Raw genomic sequence first — 16234 nt, forward strand, 5'->3', positions numbered from 1 at the left:
GGGAAAAGACAACATGAGTAAGTTTGAAGCGATCAAAGAAGAGCAGATGGATATTTTGCGGGAAGTCGGAAATATCGGGGCGGGTCACTCGGCTTCTGCAATGGCTCAGCTGCTGAACAGAAAGATAGACATGGAAGTGCCGTTTGCGACTTTATTGACATTTGATGAGCTCGCTGATTTTTTCGGCGGGGCTGAAACGCCGGTCGCCAGTATCTTTTTAAGAATGGAAGGCGACATGACCGGCTCTATCTTTCTCATCATGCCTTTCCATCAGGCGGAACAGTTTATCAGAGAGCTGATCGGAAATCCGGATTTTGATATTGACCAGTTGGGCGAAGATCATTTGAGTTCTTCTGCTTTACATGAGTTCGGCAATATTTTAGCAGGTTCCTATTTAACGGCATTGGCTGATTTGACGAAGCTTGAGATTTACCCAAGCGTGCCGGAAATCTCACTTGATATGTTCGGCGCGGTTATCAGTGAAGGGCTGATGGAACTCAGCCAAGTCGGAGAGCATGCCATTGTCGTGGATACTTCTATTTTTGACCAGGGCAGCCGGCAGGAGCTCAAAGCTCACATGTTTATGCTCCCGGACTATGATTCTTTTGAAAAGCTCTTCGTCTCATTGGGTGCGGCTTTATGAGCCGTGCGGAAGCCGCAGTCGTTAAAGTGGGGATTGCGGATGTTCAAGTCGCGCGTTACCCGGATAAAATCCGAACCTCGGGACTCGGTTCATGCGTGGGGCTGGTTTTATACGATAAAGACAAACAAACGGCAGGACTCGTTCACGTCATGCTGCCGGACTCCGGTTTATCAAAAACGGCGGAGCTCAACCGTGCAAAATACGCGGACACCGCCGTTAAGATGACGATTGATATGCTTTTGAAAGCCGGCTGCCGCAAGTTTGCCCTGAAGGCAAAACTCGCCGGGGGAGCGGAGATGTTTAAGTTTAAAATGACGAACGACCTGATGAAAATCGGTCCGAGGAATGTAGCGGCCATCAAAGAGCAGCTTTCATTGTATAACATTCCGATCATCAGTGAAGATACGGGCGGCTCAAGCGGCCGGACGATTGAATTTGAGCCAAAGTCCTGCATGCTGCACATTCGAACTGTTAAACAAGGTGAAACAACGATTTAATAAAGGTATGAGGTAGGGGGATAACAATGCAATCCTTGAATTATGAAGATCAGGTGCTTTGGTCGCGCTGGAAAGAGTGGAAAGATCCTAAAGCCGGTGATGATTTAATGCGCCGTTACATGCCGCTGGTCACATATCATGTCGGCAGAATTTCCGTCGGACTGCCGAAATCGGTGCATAAAGACGATCTAATGAGCCTTGGTATGCTTGGTTTATATGATGCCCTGGAAAAATTTGACCCCGGCCGGGATTTAAAATTTGATACCTATGCCTCGTTTAGAATTCGCGGTGCAATCATCGACGGGCTGCGTAAAGAAGATTGGCTGCCCAGAACTTCACGGGAGAAGACAAAAAAAGTCGAAGCGGCGATCGAAAAACTTGAACAGCGCTACCTTCGGAATGTGACGCCTTCAGAGATCGCAGAAGAGCTGGGGATGACGGAGCAGGACGTAGTATCAACGATGAATGAAGGGTTTTTTGCCAATCTCTTATCCATTGATGAAAAGCTTCACGACCAGGATGACGGTGAGAATATTCAAGTGATGATCAGAGATGACAAAAATGTGCCGCCGGAAGAAAAAATCATGAAGGACGAGCTGATCGCTCAGCTTGCGGGCAAAATTCACGAGCTCTCTGAAAAAGAGCAGCTTGTCGTCAGTTTATTCTATAAAGAAGAACTGACTTTGACCGAAATCGGACAAGTCCTGAACCTTTCGACGTCGCGGATTTCACAGATTCATTCAAAGGCGCTGTTTAAATTAAAGCACCTGCTTGAAAAAGTAATTCAATAATGAACTCATGGTTAGCGAGTGAAAAACATGTCAACACTATTATGGCTTTTAAGCTTTGTGCTTCACGGCGTACTGCTTTATGCCGTCATTATTCTGTACACGAGGTTTTCAGCCCTCAAGGAGACGGAGCGCCAGCAGAAGAAGATTCTTGAAGAGACGGAAAACACCCTTGCAGCGTTTCTGCTTGAGCTGAAAGAAGAAAATGAAAGACTCGAAGACGCAAAAAGCCGTCAAGCGCCGGACGCAGAAGACGCCGAACCCCTGGCGGAACCGAAAGAAGAGCCTGATATTCCGAACCACATGGAAAAGCTTATCAGTGCAACGGAACGGGCTGAAAGTGACGAAAACAGGGGCGCGCATTCGTTTGAAGAACGTGTTTCAGAATTATATGAACAAGGGCTCACCCCCGCGGAAATCGCCAAACGGATGCAGAGCGGAAAGACAGAAATCGAGCTGTTTTTAAAATTTCGCGGCAAAGCTGTAAAGGATTCTTGATTGTCGCATAAAGCTGTGTTATATTATGTCTTGGTGTTAAATACACACGCTTAACGATTTATGCAGAGGGTGCTGCAAACGGCAGTTCTGCACAAAAATGACCTAAGCGGAGGAAAAAAACCATTTTATTAGGAGGAAATCACATGTCAGTTATTTCTATGAAACAATTGCTTGAAGCTGGTGTTCACTTCGGCCACCAAACACGCCGCTGGAACCCAAAAATGAAGCGTTACATTTTCACGGAGCGTAACGGAATCTACATCATTGACCTTCAAAAAACAGTGAAAAAAGTAGAGGAAGCTTACAACTTCACGAAAAACCTTGCTGCTGAAGGCGGAAAAATCCTTTTCGTCGGCACAAAAAAACAAGCTCAGGATTCTGTTAAAGAAGAAGCTGTACGCTCTGGCATGTACTATGTCAACCAACGCTGGTTGGGCGGTACACTGACAAACTTCGAAACAATCCAAAAACGCATTAAGCGTCTGAAAGACATCGAGAAAATGCAAGAAAACGGTACATTTGAAGTACTTCCGAAAAAAGAAGTTGTTCAATTGAAAAAAGAATTAGAGCGTCTTGAAAAATTCCTCGGCGGAATTAAAGACATGAAGGATCTTCCTGATGCATTATTCATCATCGATCCTCGCAAAGAGCGCATCGCTGTTGCGGAAGCTCACAAATTGAACATTCCTATCATCGGAATCGTAGATACAAACTGTGATCCTGATGAAATTGATGTCGTAATCCCTGCAAACGATGACGCAATCCGCGCTGTCAAACTTCTTACTTCTAAAATGGCAGATGCTATTCTTGAAGCGAAGCAAGGCGAAGAAGAAGCGGAAGCTGCTGAAGAGACTGCACCTGAAACAGAAACGACAACTGCGTAACCTAATCAAAAGGTGATAAGAGGGACTGCCTTTTATCACCTTTTTTCAAGAAAAATGTATCTATACATATCTTGTTTACACATATAAGGAGGAATTCAAATGGCTATTACTGCACAGCAGGTAAAAGAACTGCGTCAAAAAACAGGCGCTGGTATGATGGACTGTAAAAAAGCATTGACTGAAACTGACGGAGATATGGACAAAGCAATCGACCTTCTGAGAGAAAAAGGAATTGCGAAAGCGGCTAAAAAAGCTGACCGTATCGCTGCTGAAGGTTCTACTCTTATTAAAACTGACGGCAACAAAGGCGTTATCTTAGAAGTAAACTCTGAAACTGATTTCGTTGCGAAAAACGAAGGCTTCAAAGAGCTTCTGAACACGCTTGCTGACCACCTTCTTGCAAACGCTCCTGCTGATCTTGAAGAAGCGATGGGTCAAAAGATGGAAAACGGTTCTACTGTTGAAGAATACATCACAAGCAACGTTGCTAAAATCGGAGAGAAAATCACTCTTCGCCGTTTTGCTGTTATTTCAAAAGAAGACAGCGAAGCGTTCGGTGCTTATCTTCACATGGGAGGCCGCATCGGCGTATTATCCGTTCTTAGCGGAACAACTGACGAAGATCTTGCAAAAGACATCGCGATGCATGTTGCAGCGGTAAACCCTCGTTACATTTCCCGCGACCAAGTGTCTGAAGAAGAAGCAAACCATGAGCGTCAGATTCTGACTCAGCAAGCTCTTCAAGAAGGCAAACCGGAAAACATCGTAGCTAAAATGGTTGAAGGCCGTCTGAACAAATTCTTCGAAGAAATTTGCTTATTAGACCAAGCTTTCGTTAAAAACCCAGACGAAAAAGTGAAACAAGTTGTGGCTGCGAAAAACGCATCTGTTAAAACTTACGTCCGCTACGAAGTTGGAGAAGGTATTGAAAAACGCCAAGAAAACTTTGCTGAAGAAGTTATGAACCAAGTGAAAAAATAATGGCGGAAAGCCTTGGCGAATCTTTCGCGGCTTTTCAGGCAGTATAGGGGACACTACTTGTGTTCCCTATTTTTAAAACTATATTTACAAACCTTTTTTTCTCTTGCATAATAGGAAACGGCAATGTTTACACTTGGAGGTTATTATGGAAAAACCAAAATACAATCGTATCGTTTTAAAGCTTAGCGGAGAAGCATTGGCAGGAGAGCAGGGAAACGGCATTAATCCGACTGTCATCCAATCCATCGCTAAACAGGTAAAAGAAATCGCTGAGCTTGACGTCGAAGTGGCCGTAGTCGTAGGCGGCGGCAACTTATGGCGCGGAAAAACGGGCAGTGACTTAGGAATGGACCGTGCGACGGCCGATTATATGGGCATGCTTGCTACTGTCATGAACTCACTTGCCCTGCAGGACAGCCTGGAAACGCTCGGAATTCAGTCCAGAGTGCAGACATCAATTGAAATGCGTCAGGTCGCTGAGCCTTACATCAGAAGAAAAGCCATCCGCCACCTGGAGAAAAAACGCGTTGTTATTTTTGCCGCGGGAACAGGAAACCCTTATTTCTCTACGGACACAACCGCAGCGCTGCGTGCCGCTGAAATCGAAGCGGACGTGATCTTAATGGCGAAAAATAATGTCGACGGTGTGTATAATGCTGATCCGAGAAAAGATGAGTCAGCCGTTAAATACGAAAAATTATCTTATCTCGATGTGTTAAAAGACGGGCTGGAAGTCATGGATTCTACGGCTTCTTCACTATGTATGGATAATGATATTCCGCTGATCGTCTTTTCTATTATGGAAGAAGGAAATATTAAGCGTGCCGTAATCGGCGAATCAATCGGAACGATCGTAAGGGGGAAATAACGTTGTCAAACGAAGTATTAACACAAACAAAAGAACGCATGGAAAAAGCGGTTGCCGCTTATTCACGCGAATTGGCGTCAGTCCGCGCAGGACGTGCCAACCCATCTCTATTGGATAAAGTGACAGTAGAATACTACGGTGCCCAAACACCTTTAAACCAGCTGTCTTCCATCAATGTGCCTGAAGCGCGTATGCTTGTTGTCACACCGTATGACAAAACGGCAATCGGCGATATTGAAAAAGCGATCCTGAAAGCTGATCTTGGCGTAACGCCGACAAGTGACGGCACAATTATCCGCATCGCGATCCCGGCTCTGACGGAAGAAAGACGTAAAGAACTTGTCAAAGTCGTGAAAAAATACGCGGAAGAAGCGAAAGTAGCAGTCCGTAATGTCCGCCGTGACAGCAACGATGACCTCAAAAAACTTGAGAAAAACGGAGACATTACAGAAGACGAGCTTCGTGCTTCCAGTGAAGACGTTCAAAAGCTGACAGATGAATATGTGTCAAAAATTGACAGTGTCACAAAGGACAAAGAAAAAGAAATCATGGAAGTTTAATGAAAAACTATGTACAATAGATAATGTGAAAAGACCCTCTCATGTTTACAGGGGGTTTTTTTGTTAATACTGTTGATTACATTGATCATCAGCAACGCAACCTTTTTGGGTGACGGAGGAATCTCATGCTCAACATACTCAAAAATTGGAAGAATCAGCAGAATGCGGCTTCCAACTTAGAACGGTATACAAAAGAAGACATACTGAAGGGTGAAATTCCCGCACACATTGCCATTATTATGGACGGAAACGGACGCTGGGCGAAGAAGCGCTCACTCCCTCGGATTGCAGGACATCATGAAGGAATGAAAGTGGTAAAAAGGGTGACAAAGCTCGCAAGTCAGCTCGGCGTTAAAGTTCTGACTCTTTATGCGTTTTCAACGGAGAACTGGAAGCGCCCGAAGATGGAAGTCGACTTTTTGATGAAGCTTCCGGAAGAGTTCCTGAATACGTATCTTCCTGAATTAATAGAGGAAAATGTACAGGTGAAAATTATCGGAGATGAATCCGCGCTCCCTTCTCATACGTACAGGGCGATTGAGAAGGCCGTAAAAGATACAGAACAAAATGACGGGCTGATTCTCAATTTCGCTTTGAACTACGGCGGACGCACGGAAATCGTCAATGCGGCAAAAGCACTGGCTGAACAGGTGAAAAGCGGCACGCTGAATATCGAAGACATTGATGAAGCGCTCTTTTCCGGGCATTTAATGACAGAATCACTCCAGGACCCGGAGCTGCTCATCAGAACGAGCGGAGAAATCAGATTGAGCAACTTTATGCTTTGGCAGGTGGCTTACAGTGAATTTGTTTTTACAGATGTCCTGTGGCCCGATTTTAAAGAAGATCACTTTCTGCAGGCAGTGGGAGAATTTCAGCAGCGGGGCCGGAGGTTTGGCGGAATTTAGAGGATGGTGGAAATGAAACAAAGATTGTTAACAGGTGTTCTGGCAGCGGCACTATTTTTATTTTTGGTTATTTTCGGAGGATTGCCGTTCACCGTATTTGTTTACGTGATGGGAAGTATAGCGCTTTTTGAGCTTTTGCGGATGAAAAAGCTCAGATTTTTTTCTTTTCCGGGTCTGATCAGCCTCTTGTTGTTATGGCTGTATATGATGCCGGACAAGTATCATTTTTTCGATGCGAAAATGGAAGTAACGATTTTCGCCGTATTGATTCTGCTCAGCTATACGGTGCTCGTGAAAAACACCTTTACGTTTGACGAAGTCGGGTTTATCGTTCTCGCGACGGTATATATCGGACTGTGTTTTCATTATTTTATCGAAATCAGAAACATTGAAACAAACGGGCTTTTGTATATCTTTTATGCCTGCGTTGTCATATGGTCAACGGACTCAGGCGCATATTTCGTCGGAAAGTCGCTCGGGAAGCGGAAACTGTGGCCTGAAATCAGCCCCAACAAAACAGTGGAAGGGTTTCTCGGCGGTATTGTCATCGCCCTTATTTTTACGGCTGTTTTTCAGCTGTTTGCGCACCTTCCGATTTCATACCCGGTTCTTTTGGTCATCACGCTTGTTCTGTCTGTGTTCGGACAGATCGGGGATTTGGTTGAATCAGCGCTTAAGCGGCACTATGATGTGAAGGATTCGGGGAAAATCCTTCCCGGGCACGGCGGCATTTTAGATCGATTTGACAGCTTTTTGTTTGTCATGCCGTTCTTATACTTTCTGCTTGCGCTTTTTTCATGAGAAAGGCTAATATGAAAATAAGACCGATCTGGACGCATAGAATGGGAGTGGCATTTTGAAGAATATTTGTCTTTTAGGAGCAACAGGATCAATAGGGGAGCAGACGTTAGACGTATTGCGCATGCATCAAGATCAGTTCCGTCTCGTCTCGATGACTTTCGGTAAAAACGCCGAGAAAGCGATCCCGTTGATCAGAACGTTTCAGCCGAAATATGTAGCAGTCGGCGACATGGATACATACCAAAAAGTGAAAGAAGCGTCTTTTTCTCATGAATGTCAAATCGGCATCGGAGAAGAAGGCCTGATTGAAGCGGCAGTCATGGACGAAGTGGATATCGTGGTCAATGCGCTGCTTGGAAGCGTCGGTTTAATCCCGACTTTGAAAGCGATTGAACAGAAAAAAACAATTGCGCTTGCAAATAAGGAAACTCTCGTCACTGCCGGGCATATAGTGAAAGGACACGCAAAACGATACGGTGTTCCTCTTCTTCCGGTCGACAGCGAACATTCCGCTATTTTTCAAGCGCTGCAAGGCGAACAGAGCAAAAATATCGAGCGCCTGATCATTACGGCATCCGGCGGCAGTTTCAGAGATAAAACGCGGCAGGAGCTTGAGTCTGTAACGATTGCCGACGCCCTTAACCACCCGAACTGGTCGATGGGCGCAAAAATTACGATTGACTCAGCTACAATGATGAATAAAGGACTTGAAGTCATTGAGGCGCATTGGCTGTTTGACATTCCGTATGAACAGATTGACGTTGTATTACATAAGGAGAGCATCATTCATTCGATGGTTGAATTTCACGACAGAAGCGTCATCGCCCAGCTCGGAAATCCGGACATGAGGGTGCCGATTCAATATGCGCTGACATATCCGGACCGACTGCCTCTGCCTGAAACAAAAAGGCTTGAATTATGGGAGATCGGAAGCCTCCATTTTGTGAAAGCTGACTTTGAAAGGTTCCGCTGCTTACAATTTGCCTTTGAATCAGGTAAAATAGGGGGAACGATGCCGACGGTTTTAAATGCGGCCAACGAAGAAGCCGTTGCCGCTTTTCTTGCCGGACGGATTTCATTCTTATCGATTGAGGACCTGATTGAAAAAGCATTGGACCGCCACAGCGTAATTCAGGATCCGAGTCTTGCGGATATCCAAGAAGTGGACAAAGACACCCGGGGATACGTTAATTCAATACTCACATAAGGTGGTATGTTCGTGAATACAGTTATCGCGTTTATTATTATTTTCGGAACGCTCGTTTTTTTCCATGAGCTGGGGCATTTATTGCTCGCCCAAAGAGCGGGAATCCTTTGCCGTGAATTTGCGATCGGCTTCGGCCCTAAAATCTTTTCATTTAAAAAGAATGAAACCGTGTATACGATCAGACTCCTTCCGGTCGGCGGGTTCGTCCGCATGGCCGGTGAAGACCCGGAGATGATCGAAGTCAAACCCGGTTATACCGTCGGGCTTCTTTTTAATAAAGATGACGAAGTGGAAAAAGTCATCATTAATCAAAAGGAAAAATATCCCGACGCTTTAATTATCGAGGTGGAGACGGCTGATCTTGAGCACGAAATGAAGATTACCGGGTACGAGCAGGGGAAAGAAGATGAACTGGCGGGCTTTACTGTCAGTCAGACCTCCTTTTTTATCGTAGACGGAGAAGAAGTGCAGATTGCGCCTTACAATCGACAATTTGGGTCTAAACCCGTATGGAAGCGGATTAAGGCGATTGCTGCCGGTCCGATAATGAACTTCATCTTAGCGTATGTCATTCTCGTCATGCTTGGATTCATTCAAGGCGTGCCTTCGAATCAGCCTGAGCTCGGGAAGCTGACAGACAATGGACGCGCAGCGGCTGCCGGTTTAAAAGAAGGCGACTATATCCAGAGCATTAACGGTGAAAAAATGAGGTCATGGACCGACATCGTGACAGCGGTAAAAGAAAATCCCGGAAAAAAAATCGATGTCGCCGTCAAACGGGACGGCAAATCGTTTCATATCTCGGTTACACCTGAAGCTGTAAAAGATGAAAATAAAAAAACAATCGGCCGCTTCGGCTCTTATGCGCCGACTGAAAAAGGCGCGCTTGCAGCGATTGCCTACGGCGCGACATCTACCGTTGATGTCACAAAAGCGATCCTGACCAATCTGAGCAAACTTGTGACAGGCCAGTTTAAGCTTGATATGCTTTCGGGTCCTGTCGGCATTTATGATATGACGGATCAAGTTGCAAAAACCGGTATTATCAACCTATTCCAGTTTGCGGCGTTTTTAAGCATCAACCTGGGAATTGTCAACCTGCTGCCGATACCGGCGCTTGACGGCGGGCGGCTGCTGTTTTTATTCATTGAAGCAATCCGCGGCAAGCCGATAAACCGTGACAAGGAAGCATTTGTTGTATTTATCGGCGTAGCTTTCTTAATGCTTCTTATGCTGGTTGTCACATGGAACGATATCCAGCGTTTATTCTTATAATTGACTAGTAAAAAATCAGAGGTGCGAAGACATGAGACAAAGTTTGACGCTTATTCCGACCCTGAGAGAAGTGCCGGCTGATGCTGAAGCAAAAAGCCATAAGCTTCTGCTGAGAGCGGGATTTATCAGACAAAATACGAGCGGGGTTTACAGCTACATGCCCCTGGCTTACAGGGTCATTCAAAACATTCAGAAGATCGTGCGTGAAGAAATGGAAAAAATCAACGCGGTGGAAATGCTGATGCCGGCCCTTCAGCAGGCTGAAACATGGCAGGAATCAGGCAGGTGGTATACGTACGGGCCTGAATTAATGCGTCTGAAAGACCGCCACGGCCGTGAATTTGCTTTAGGCGCGACACATGAAGAAGTCATTACTTCTCTCGTGCGCGATGAGGTGAAATCTTATAAGCGTCTGCCGCTCACTCTTTACCAGATCCAGTCTAAATTCAGAGATGAAAAACGCCCGCGTTTCGGGTTATTGCGCGGACGCGAATTCATCATGAAAGATGCGTATTCTTTCCATGCTTCTGAAGAAAGTCTGGAGGAAACATACCAAAACATGTACGACGCATACAGCAGCATTTTCGCACGCTGTGAATTAAACGTCCGTCCCGTTATTGCCGACTCGGGCGCGATGGGCGGAAAAGACACGCATGAATTTATGGCTCTTTCTGAAATAGGGGAAGATACCATCGCTTATTCCGATGGATCCTCTTACGCAGCCAATACGGAAATGGCGGAAGTTGTCATGAACAGCGAGCCGTCAGATGAAACACCCGAGGCATTGGAGAAAATTGATACGCCGAATGTCAAAAGCATTGAAGAGCTCGCTTCGTTCTTGCAGATCGAGCCGAGCGCCTGCATCAAATCAATGCTGTTTAAAGCGGATGACCGATTTGTTCTCGTGTTAGTAAGAGGCGATCATGAGGTCAATGACGTGAAAGTGAAAAACCTTCTGAACGCGGAAGTGGTTGAGCTTGCGTCTCATGAAGAAGTAGCAGAGAAACTTGGCACGGAGCCGGGATTTGCGGGGCCGATCGGCGCTGCCGGCGACATTGAGATTTATGCCGACCAAGCCGTAAAAGTAATGGTAAACGCCGTTAGCGGCGCGAATGAAAAAGACCGTCATTACCGAAACGTAAACATCGAACGTGACGCGTCAGTAAAAGCATATGCCGATCTTCGAATCATTCAGGAAGGCGATCCGTCACCTGACGGAAAAGGCACGATCCGTTTCGCTGAAGGGATTGAGGTCGGACAAGTCTTTAAACTCGGCACGCGTTACTCTGAAGCGATGAATGCGACATACCTTGATGAGAACGGGCGTGCGCAGCCGATGCTGATGGGATGTTACGGAATCGGCGTGTCCAGAACGCTTTCAGCCATCGCTGAACAGCATCACGACGAAAAAGGCTTGATCTGGCCGAAAAGCGTTGCTCCGTATGATCTTCATATTTTGGCGCTGAATATGAAAAACGAAGCGCAAAAAGAGCTTGCTGAACAGCTTTACGGCAAATTCCAGGCGGAAGGTTATGAGGTATTATACGATGACCGCGCTGAACGCGCAGGCGTGAAGTTTGCTGATTCTGATCTGATCGGCCTTCCGATCCGTATCACTGTCGGAAAACGTGCCGATGAAGGCATCGTAGAAGTGAAAATCCGCAAAACCGGTGAATCTGCCGAAGTTTCAGTGGATGAGCTTTCTGAATTTATCAAGACGAAGTAATCACCATAACGAATCATACAAAATCATGTTAAAATAGAGAAAAAAGAAGGTACCTCATCACCTGCGGAGGTACCTTCACTTATGATGTTTTAAGGGAGGGATACTGTCTGAATGGAACAGTTATCAGTAAACAGAAGACAGTTTCAGATTCTTCTGCAGCAGCTTAATATGACAGATGATACCTTCATGACATACTTTGAAGACGGAGAGATTGATAAACTGACAATCCATAAAGCGGAAAAAGCCTGGCATTTCCAATTTCGCTTTAAGGCTCTTTTGCCGTATCAAATATATGATTCATTCATGATGAGGTTAACACAATCGTTTGCTCACATCGCTCGTGTCACTTCATCTGTTCAGGTCATCGATCCTACAGTGACAGAGGAGCTTGTACAGGATTATTGGACACGCTGTATTGAAGAGCTTGAAGGAACCTCGCCGCCGATGGTGGCTCTTTTGAATCAGCAGAAACCGAAGCTCAAAGGAAACAAACTGATCGTGAAAACAAAAACAGATACAGAAGCATCTGCGCTCAAAAATAAATACAGCGCGCTGATTCAGCACAGCTACCGCCAATTCGGCTTTCCGGAACTTCAGCTGGATACCGAAATTTTCGTATCTGACCAAGAAGTCCAGAAATTCCGCGAGCAAAAGCTTGCTGAAGATCAGGAGCGGGCGATGCAGGCGCTTATCGAGATGGAGAAGAAGGAAAAAGAGGGCGATGAGGATCAGGCACCGTCCGGACCGCTTGTCATCGGCTATCAAATTAAAGAGAACGAAGAAATCCGGACGCTTGACAGCATCATGGATGAAGAAAGAAGAATTACGGTGCAGGGGTTTGTGTTTGATGCTGAAACACGCGAGCTGAAAAGCGGACGCACGCTCTGCATTTTCAAAATCACGGACTATACAAACAGCATTTTAGTAAAAATGTTCGCCAGAGAAAAAGAAGACGCCGCTTTGATGAAAACGCTGAAAAAAGGCATGTGGGTGAAGGCGCGGGGAAGCATTCAAAACGATACATTCGTCAGAGACCTCGTCATGATTGCAAATGACGTAAATGAAATAAAAGCCAAAACCCGTGAAGACACCGCTCCTGAAGGCGAAAAACGGGTTGAGCTTCATCTGCATTCTCCGATGAGCCAAATGGATGCTGTAACGGGCATCGGAAAGCTTGTCGAACAGGCGAAAAAATGGGGGCATGAAGCGATTGCGTTAACTGATCATGCCGTTGTGCAGTCTTTCCCGGATGCCTATTCCGCCGCGAAAAAACACGGCATTAAAATGATTTACGGAATGGAAGCCAATATCGTAGATGACGGCGTTCCGATCGCATACAATCCAGCTCACCGTCTCCTGGAAGAAGACACATACGTCGTCTTTGACGTTGAAACGACAGGTCTGTCTGCAGTGTATGACACCATCATTGAGCTTGCCGCAGTCAAAATAAGAGGCGGAGAAATTATCGATAAATTCGAAGCGTTCGCCAATCCGCACCATCCGCTGTCAGCAACGACGATAGAGCTTACCGGGATTACGGATGACATGGTCCGCGACGCTCCCGATGTCGTTGACGTCGTGCGGGATTTTAAAGAATGGATCGGCGATGACGTGCTTGTGGCTCACAACGCCAGCTTTGATATGGGATTTTTAAATGTGGCGTACAAGCGTCTTTTGAAAACGGAAAAAGCGAAAAATCCGGTCATTGATACGCTGGAACTCGCGCGTTTCCTGTATCCTGAGTTTAAAAATCACCGCTTAAATACGTTATGTAAGAAGTTTGATATCGAATTAACCCAGCATCACCGAGCGGTCTTTGACGCTGAAGCAACGGGCTACCTGCTGTTGAAAATGCTCAAAGATGCCGCTGAAAAAGACATTTTTTATCATGATCAGCTGAATGAGAATATGGGACAATCCAATGCTTATCAGAGATCAAGACCTTATCACGCTACATTGCTTGCCGTGAATGAGACCGGCCTTAAAAATCTGTTTAAGCTCGTGTCCATTTCTCATATTCAATATTTCTACAGAGTGCCGCGCATTCCGAGGTCGCAGCTTAATAAATACAGAGAAGGTCTGTTAATCGGCTCTGCCTGTGACAGGGGTGAGGTCTTTGAAGGCATGATGCAAAAATCTCCTGAAGAGGTTGAAGATATCGCATCCTTCTATGATTATCTTGAAGTGCAGCCGCCGGAAGTATACAGACACCTTCTGCAGCTTGAGCTCGTCCGAGATGAAAAAGCGCTGAAAGAAATCATCGCCAACATTACGAAGCTCGGAGAAAAATTGAATAAGCCGGTCGTGGCTACGGGAAATGTCCACTATTTAAACGATGAGGATAAAATTTACCGGAAGATCTTAATATCTTCCCAAGGCGGCGCCAACCCGTTAAACAGACACGAACTGCCTAAAGTGCACTTCAGAACGACAGATGAAATGCTGGAGGCTTTCTCCTTCCTCGGTGCGGAAAAAGCGAAAGAAATCGTGGTTGACAATACGCAGAAAGTCGCTTCGATGATCGATGAGATCAAACCGATCAAAGACGACCTGTACACGCCGAAAATTGACGGAGCCGATGAAGAAATCCGTGAAATGAGCTATCAGCGCGCCAGAAGCATTTACGGTGAAGAGCTTCCCGAAATTGTGGAAGCGAGAATAGAAAAAGAATTAAAAAGTATCATCGGTCATGGATTCGCCGTTATTTATCTTATCTCTCATAAGCTTGTAAAACGGTCTCTGGATGACGGTTATCTCGTCGGCTCCCGGGGGTCCGTCGGTTCATCGCTTGTGGCGACCTTAACGGAAATCACTGAAGTGAACCCGCTCGCTCCGCACTACGTGTGCCCGAGCTGCCGATATTCCGAATTCTTTAATGACGGATCAGTCGGTTCCGGTTTTGACCTTCCGGATAAAAGCTGCCCGTCTTGCGGCACCCCTTTGAAAAAGGACGGACATGATATCCCGTTTGAAACGTTCTTAGGCTTTAAAGGTGACAAAGTACCCGATATCGACTTGAACTTCTCAGGTGAGTACCAGCCGCATGCCCATAACTACACGAAAGTATTGTTCGGTGAAGATAACGTGTATCGCGCGGGAACGATCGGCACCGTCGCGGAAAAGACGGCTTACGGATATGTGAAAGGCTATGCGGGTGATCACAACCTACACATGCGCGGCGCGGAGATCGACCGTCTGGTGCAAGGCTGTACCGGCGTTAAGAGAACGACCGGCCAGCATCCGGGGGGGATTATCGTTGTCCCGGATTACATGGATATTTACGATTTTTCACCGATACAATTCCCGGCAGATGCGACGGGGTCTGAATGGAAAACGACTCATTTTGACTTCCACTCCATTCATGACAACCTGCTGAAGCTTGATATATTAGGGCACGATGATCCGACCGTCATCCGGATGCTCCAGGATTTAAGCGGAATTGATCCGAAGACGATTCCGACAGATGATCCGGAAGTTATGAAGATTTTCCAAGGCACAGAATCGCTCGGCGTTACTGAAGAGCAGATTGGCTGTAAAACGGGGACGCTCGGCATTCCTGAATTCGGGACGCGATTTGTGCGGCAGATGCTTGAGGATACGAAGCCGACGACGTTCTCCGAGCTTGTCCAGATTTCCGGGCTTTCTCACGGAACGGACGTATGGCTCGGCAATGCGCAGGAACTGATACACAACAATACGTGTGAACTGAGCGAAGTGATCGGCTGCCGTGATGACATTATGGTTTACTTGATCTATCAGGGCCTTGAGCCTTCACTGGCCTTTAAAATCATGGAATTCGTCCGTAAAGGCAAAGGCCTGACGCCGGAATGGGAAGAAGAAATGAAAAAGAACAATGTGCCGAACTGGTATATTGATTCATGCAAAAAAATCAAATACATGTTCCCGAAAGCCCACGCCGCCGCATACGTGCTGATGGCGGTGCGGATTGCCTATTTTAAAGTGCATCACGCGCTTTTATATTATGCTGCGTATTTTACCGTCCGCGCAGATGACTTTGACATTGATACAATGATCAAAGGCTCGACCGCCATCAGAGCGGTGATGGATGATATCAGTTCTAAAGGGCTTGATGCTTCGCCGAAGGAGAAAAACCTCCTTACCGTGTTAGAGCTTGCGCTTGAAATGTGTGAGCGCGGCTATTCCTTCCAGAAGGTCGATCTATACCGTTCGAGCGCTTCGGAATTTATCATTGACGGCAACAGTCTCATCCCGCCGTTCAACTCAATTCCGGGACTCGGAACCAACGCCGCTCTCAATATTGTGAAAGCGCGGAAAGAAGGGGAGTTCCTTTCAAAAGAGGATCTTCAAAAACGCGGAAAAGTGTCAAAAACCATTTTAGAGTATTTAGACCGTCACGGCTGTCTTGAGTCGCTTCCGGACCAAAATCAGCTGTCTCTGTTTTAAGCTTTGTGCACAGCCTCCGAGCGGAGTTTGATTTGCATTAAATATATGGTTATGGTATAGTTTTATTGGAAATGCTAACGATTACCGAGGCAAAGAGTGGGGAAACCCGCTCTTTTGTATTGAACAGGCAATTTTGCCTCGACATGTCCATCGTTTTCTCCATGCCCCTGCTC

At 46.2% G+C, this 16234-nt stretch carries 14 protein-coding genes; all 14 read left to right on the forward strand.

The window, feature by feature from the left end; translation table 11 throughout:
• Window positions 1-13: 13 nt before the first annotated feature.
• The 14 genes from cheC to SB847_RS03975 all read left to right on the forward strand — a co-directional run bounded on the left by cheC (window position 14) and on the right by SB847_RS03975 (window position 16061).
• Entirely contained in the window at window positions 14-643 is a 630-nt protein-coding gene (cheC, locus tag SB847_RS03910) for a CheY-P phosphatase CheC (protein WP_003154222.1), read from the forward strand.
• Window positions 640-1140: a chemoreceptor glutamine deamidase CheD gene (cheD, locus tag SB847_RS03915; protein WP_410562245.1), complete on the forward strand. Its 501-nt coding sequence runs from the start codon at window positions 640-642 to the stop codon at window positions 1138-1140. Before cheC ends, cheD begins: the two co-directional genes overlap by 4 nt.
• 26 nt (window positions 1141-1166) lie before the next feature.
• Window positions 1167-1931 (forward strand): RNA polymerase sigma-28 factor SigD, encoded by a 765-nt coding sequence (gene sigD, locus SB847_RS03920; protein ID WP_003154217.1) that lies wholly within the window; start codon window positions 1167-1169, stop codon window positions 1929-1931.
• Between the two features lie 27 nt (window positions 1932-1958).
• Window positions 1959-2426 (forward strand): DUF6115 domain-containing protein, encoded by a 468-nt coding sequence (locus SB847_RS03925; protein WP_410562241.1) that lies wholly within the window; start codon window positions 1959-1961, stop codon window positions 2424-2426.
• A gap of 143 nt (window positions 2427-2569) precedes the next feature.
• On the forward strand, window positions 2570-3310 hold the full coding sequence (rpsB, locus tag SB847_RS03930; RefSeq protein ID WP_007611453.1) for a 30S ribosomal protein S2: 741 nt from the start codon (window positions 2570-2572) through the stop codon (window positions 3308-3310).
• A gap of 99 nt (window positions 3311-3409) precedes the next feature.
• Window positions 3410-4291: a translation elongation factor Ts gene (gene tsf / locus SB847_RS03935; protein ID WP_007611455.1), complete on the forward strand. Its 882-nt coding sequence runs from the start codon at window positions 3410-3412 to the stop codon at window positions 4289-4291.
• Window positions 4292-4436: 145 nt separating this feature from the next.
• On the forward strand, window positions 4437-5159 hold the full coding sequence (gene pyrH, locus SB847_RS03940; RefSeq protein ID WP_003154213.1) for a UMP kinase: 723 nt from the start codon (window positions 4437-4439) through the stop codon (window positions 5157-5159).
• Window positions 5160-5161: 2 nt separating this feature from the next.
• The gene (gene frr / locus SB847_RS03945) at window positions 5162-5719 is read left to right on the forward strand and encodes a ribosome recycling factor (RefSeq protein ID WP_003154212.1); all 558 of its coding nucleotides are present in this window, start codon (window positions 5162-5164) and stop codon (window positions 5717-5719) included.
• Window positions 5720-5844: 125 nt separating this feature from the next.
• Window positions 5845-6627, forward strand: coding sequence for an undecaprenyl pyrophosphate synthase (uppS, locus tag SB847_RS03950; RefSeq protein WP_007409795.1), 783 nt, complete (start codon window positions 5845-5847; stop codon window positions 6625-6627).
• 3 nt (window positions 6628-6630) lie between these two features.
• On the forward strand, window positions 6631-7428 hold the full coding sequence (locus SB847_RS03955) for a phosphatidate cytidylyltransferase (protein WP_007409796.1): 798 nt from the start codon (window positions 6631-6633) through the stop codon (window positions 7426-7428).
• 55 nt (window positions 7429-7483) lie between these two features.
• Window positions 7484-8635, forward strand: a complete 1152-nt coding sequence (gene dxr / locus SB847_RS03960; RefSeq protein WP_410562235.1) for a 1-deoxy-D-xylulose-5-phosphate reductoisomerase — start codon at window positions 7484-7486, stop codon at window positions 8633-8635.
• 6 nt (window positions 8636-8641) lie between these two features.
• Window positions 8642-9910 carry an RIP metalloprotease RseP gene (rseP, locus tag SB847_RS03965; protein ID WP_007611459.1) on the forward strand — a complete coding sequence of 423 codons (1269 nt, stop codon included), beginning with the start codon at window positions 8642-8644 and terminating at the stop codon, window positions 9908-9910.
• A 31-nt stretch (window positions 9911-9941) separates the two neighbouring features.
• Window positions 9942-11636 carry a proline--tRNA ligase gene (gene proS, locus SB847_RS03970; RefSeq protein ID WP_130570995.1) on the forward strand — a complete coding sequence of 565 codons (1695 nt, stop codon included), beginning with the start codon at window positions 9942-9944 and terminating at the stop codon, window positions 11634-11636.
• Window positions 11637-11747: 111 nt separating this feature from the next.
• The gene (locus tag SB847_RS03975; RefSeq protein ID WP_012117566.1) at window positions 11748-16061 is read left to right on the forward strand and encodes a PolC-type DNA polymerase III; all 4314 of its coding nucleotides are present in this window, start codon (window positions 11748-11750) and stop codon (window positions 16059-16061) included.
• Window positions 16062-16234 lie beyond the last annotated feature (173 nt).

The sequence above is a fragment of the Bacillus sp. SIMBA_026 genome, assembly GCF_046535335.1.
In the GTDB taxonomy this organism is placed as follows: domain Bacteria; phylum Bacillota; class Bacilli; order Bacillales; family Bacillaceae; genus Bacillus; species Bacillus velezensis.

Coding starts and splice junctions, on each gene's coding strand:
- rpsB (WP_007611453.1), top strand. CDS start 2,570: ATGTCAGTTATTTCTATGAAACAATTGCTTGAAGCTGGTGTTCACTTC.
- SB847_RS03975 (WP_012117566.1), top strand. CDS start 11,748: ATGGAACAGTTATCAGTAAACAGAAGACAGTTTCAGATTCTTCTGCAG.
- proS (WP_130570995.1), top strand. CDS start 9,942: ATGAGACAAAGTTTGACGCTTATTCCGACCCTGAGAGAAGTGCCGGCT.
- cheC (WP_003154222.1), top strand. CDS start 14: ATGAGTAAGTTTGAAGCGATCAAAGAAGAGCAGATGGATATTTTGCGG.
- uppS (WP_007409795.1), top strand. CDS start 5,845: ATGCTCAACATACTCAAAAATTGGAAGAATCAGCAGAATGCGGCTTCC.
- rseP (WP_007611459.1), top strand. CDS start 8,642: ATGTTCGTGAATACAGTTATCGCGTTTATTATTATTTTCGGAACGCTC.
- cheD (WP_410562245.1), top strand. CDS start 640: ATGAGCCGTGCGGAAGCCGCAGTCGTTAAAGTGGGGATTGCGGATGTT.
- SB847_RS03955 (WP_007409796.1), top strand. CDS start 6,631: ATGGTGGAAATGAAACAAAGATTGTTAACAGGTGTTCTGGCAGCGGCA.
- sigD (WP_003154217.1), top strand. CDS start 1,167: ATGCAATCCTTGAATTATGAAGATCAGGTGCTTTGGTCGCGCTGGAAA.
- tsf (WP_007611455.1), top strand. CDS start 3,410: ATGGCTATTACTGCACAGCAGGTAAAAGAACTGCGTCAAAAAACAGGC.
- SB847_RS03925 (WP_410562241.1), top strand. CDS start 1,959: ATGTCAACACTATTATGGCTTTTAAGCTTTGTGCTTCACGGCGTACTG.
- pyrH (WP_003154213.1), top strand. CDS start 4,437: ATGGAAAAACCAAAATACAATCGTATCGTTTTAAAGCTTAGCGGAGAA.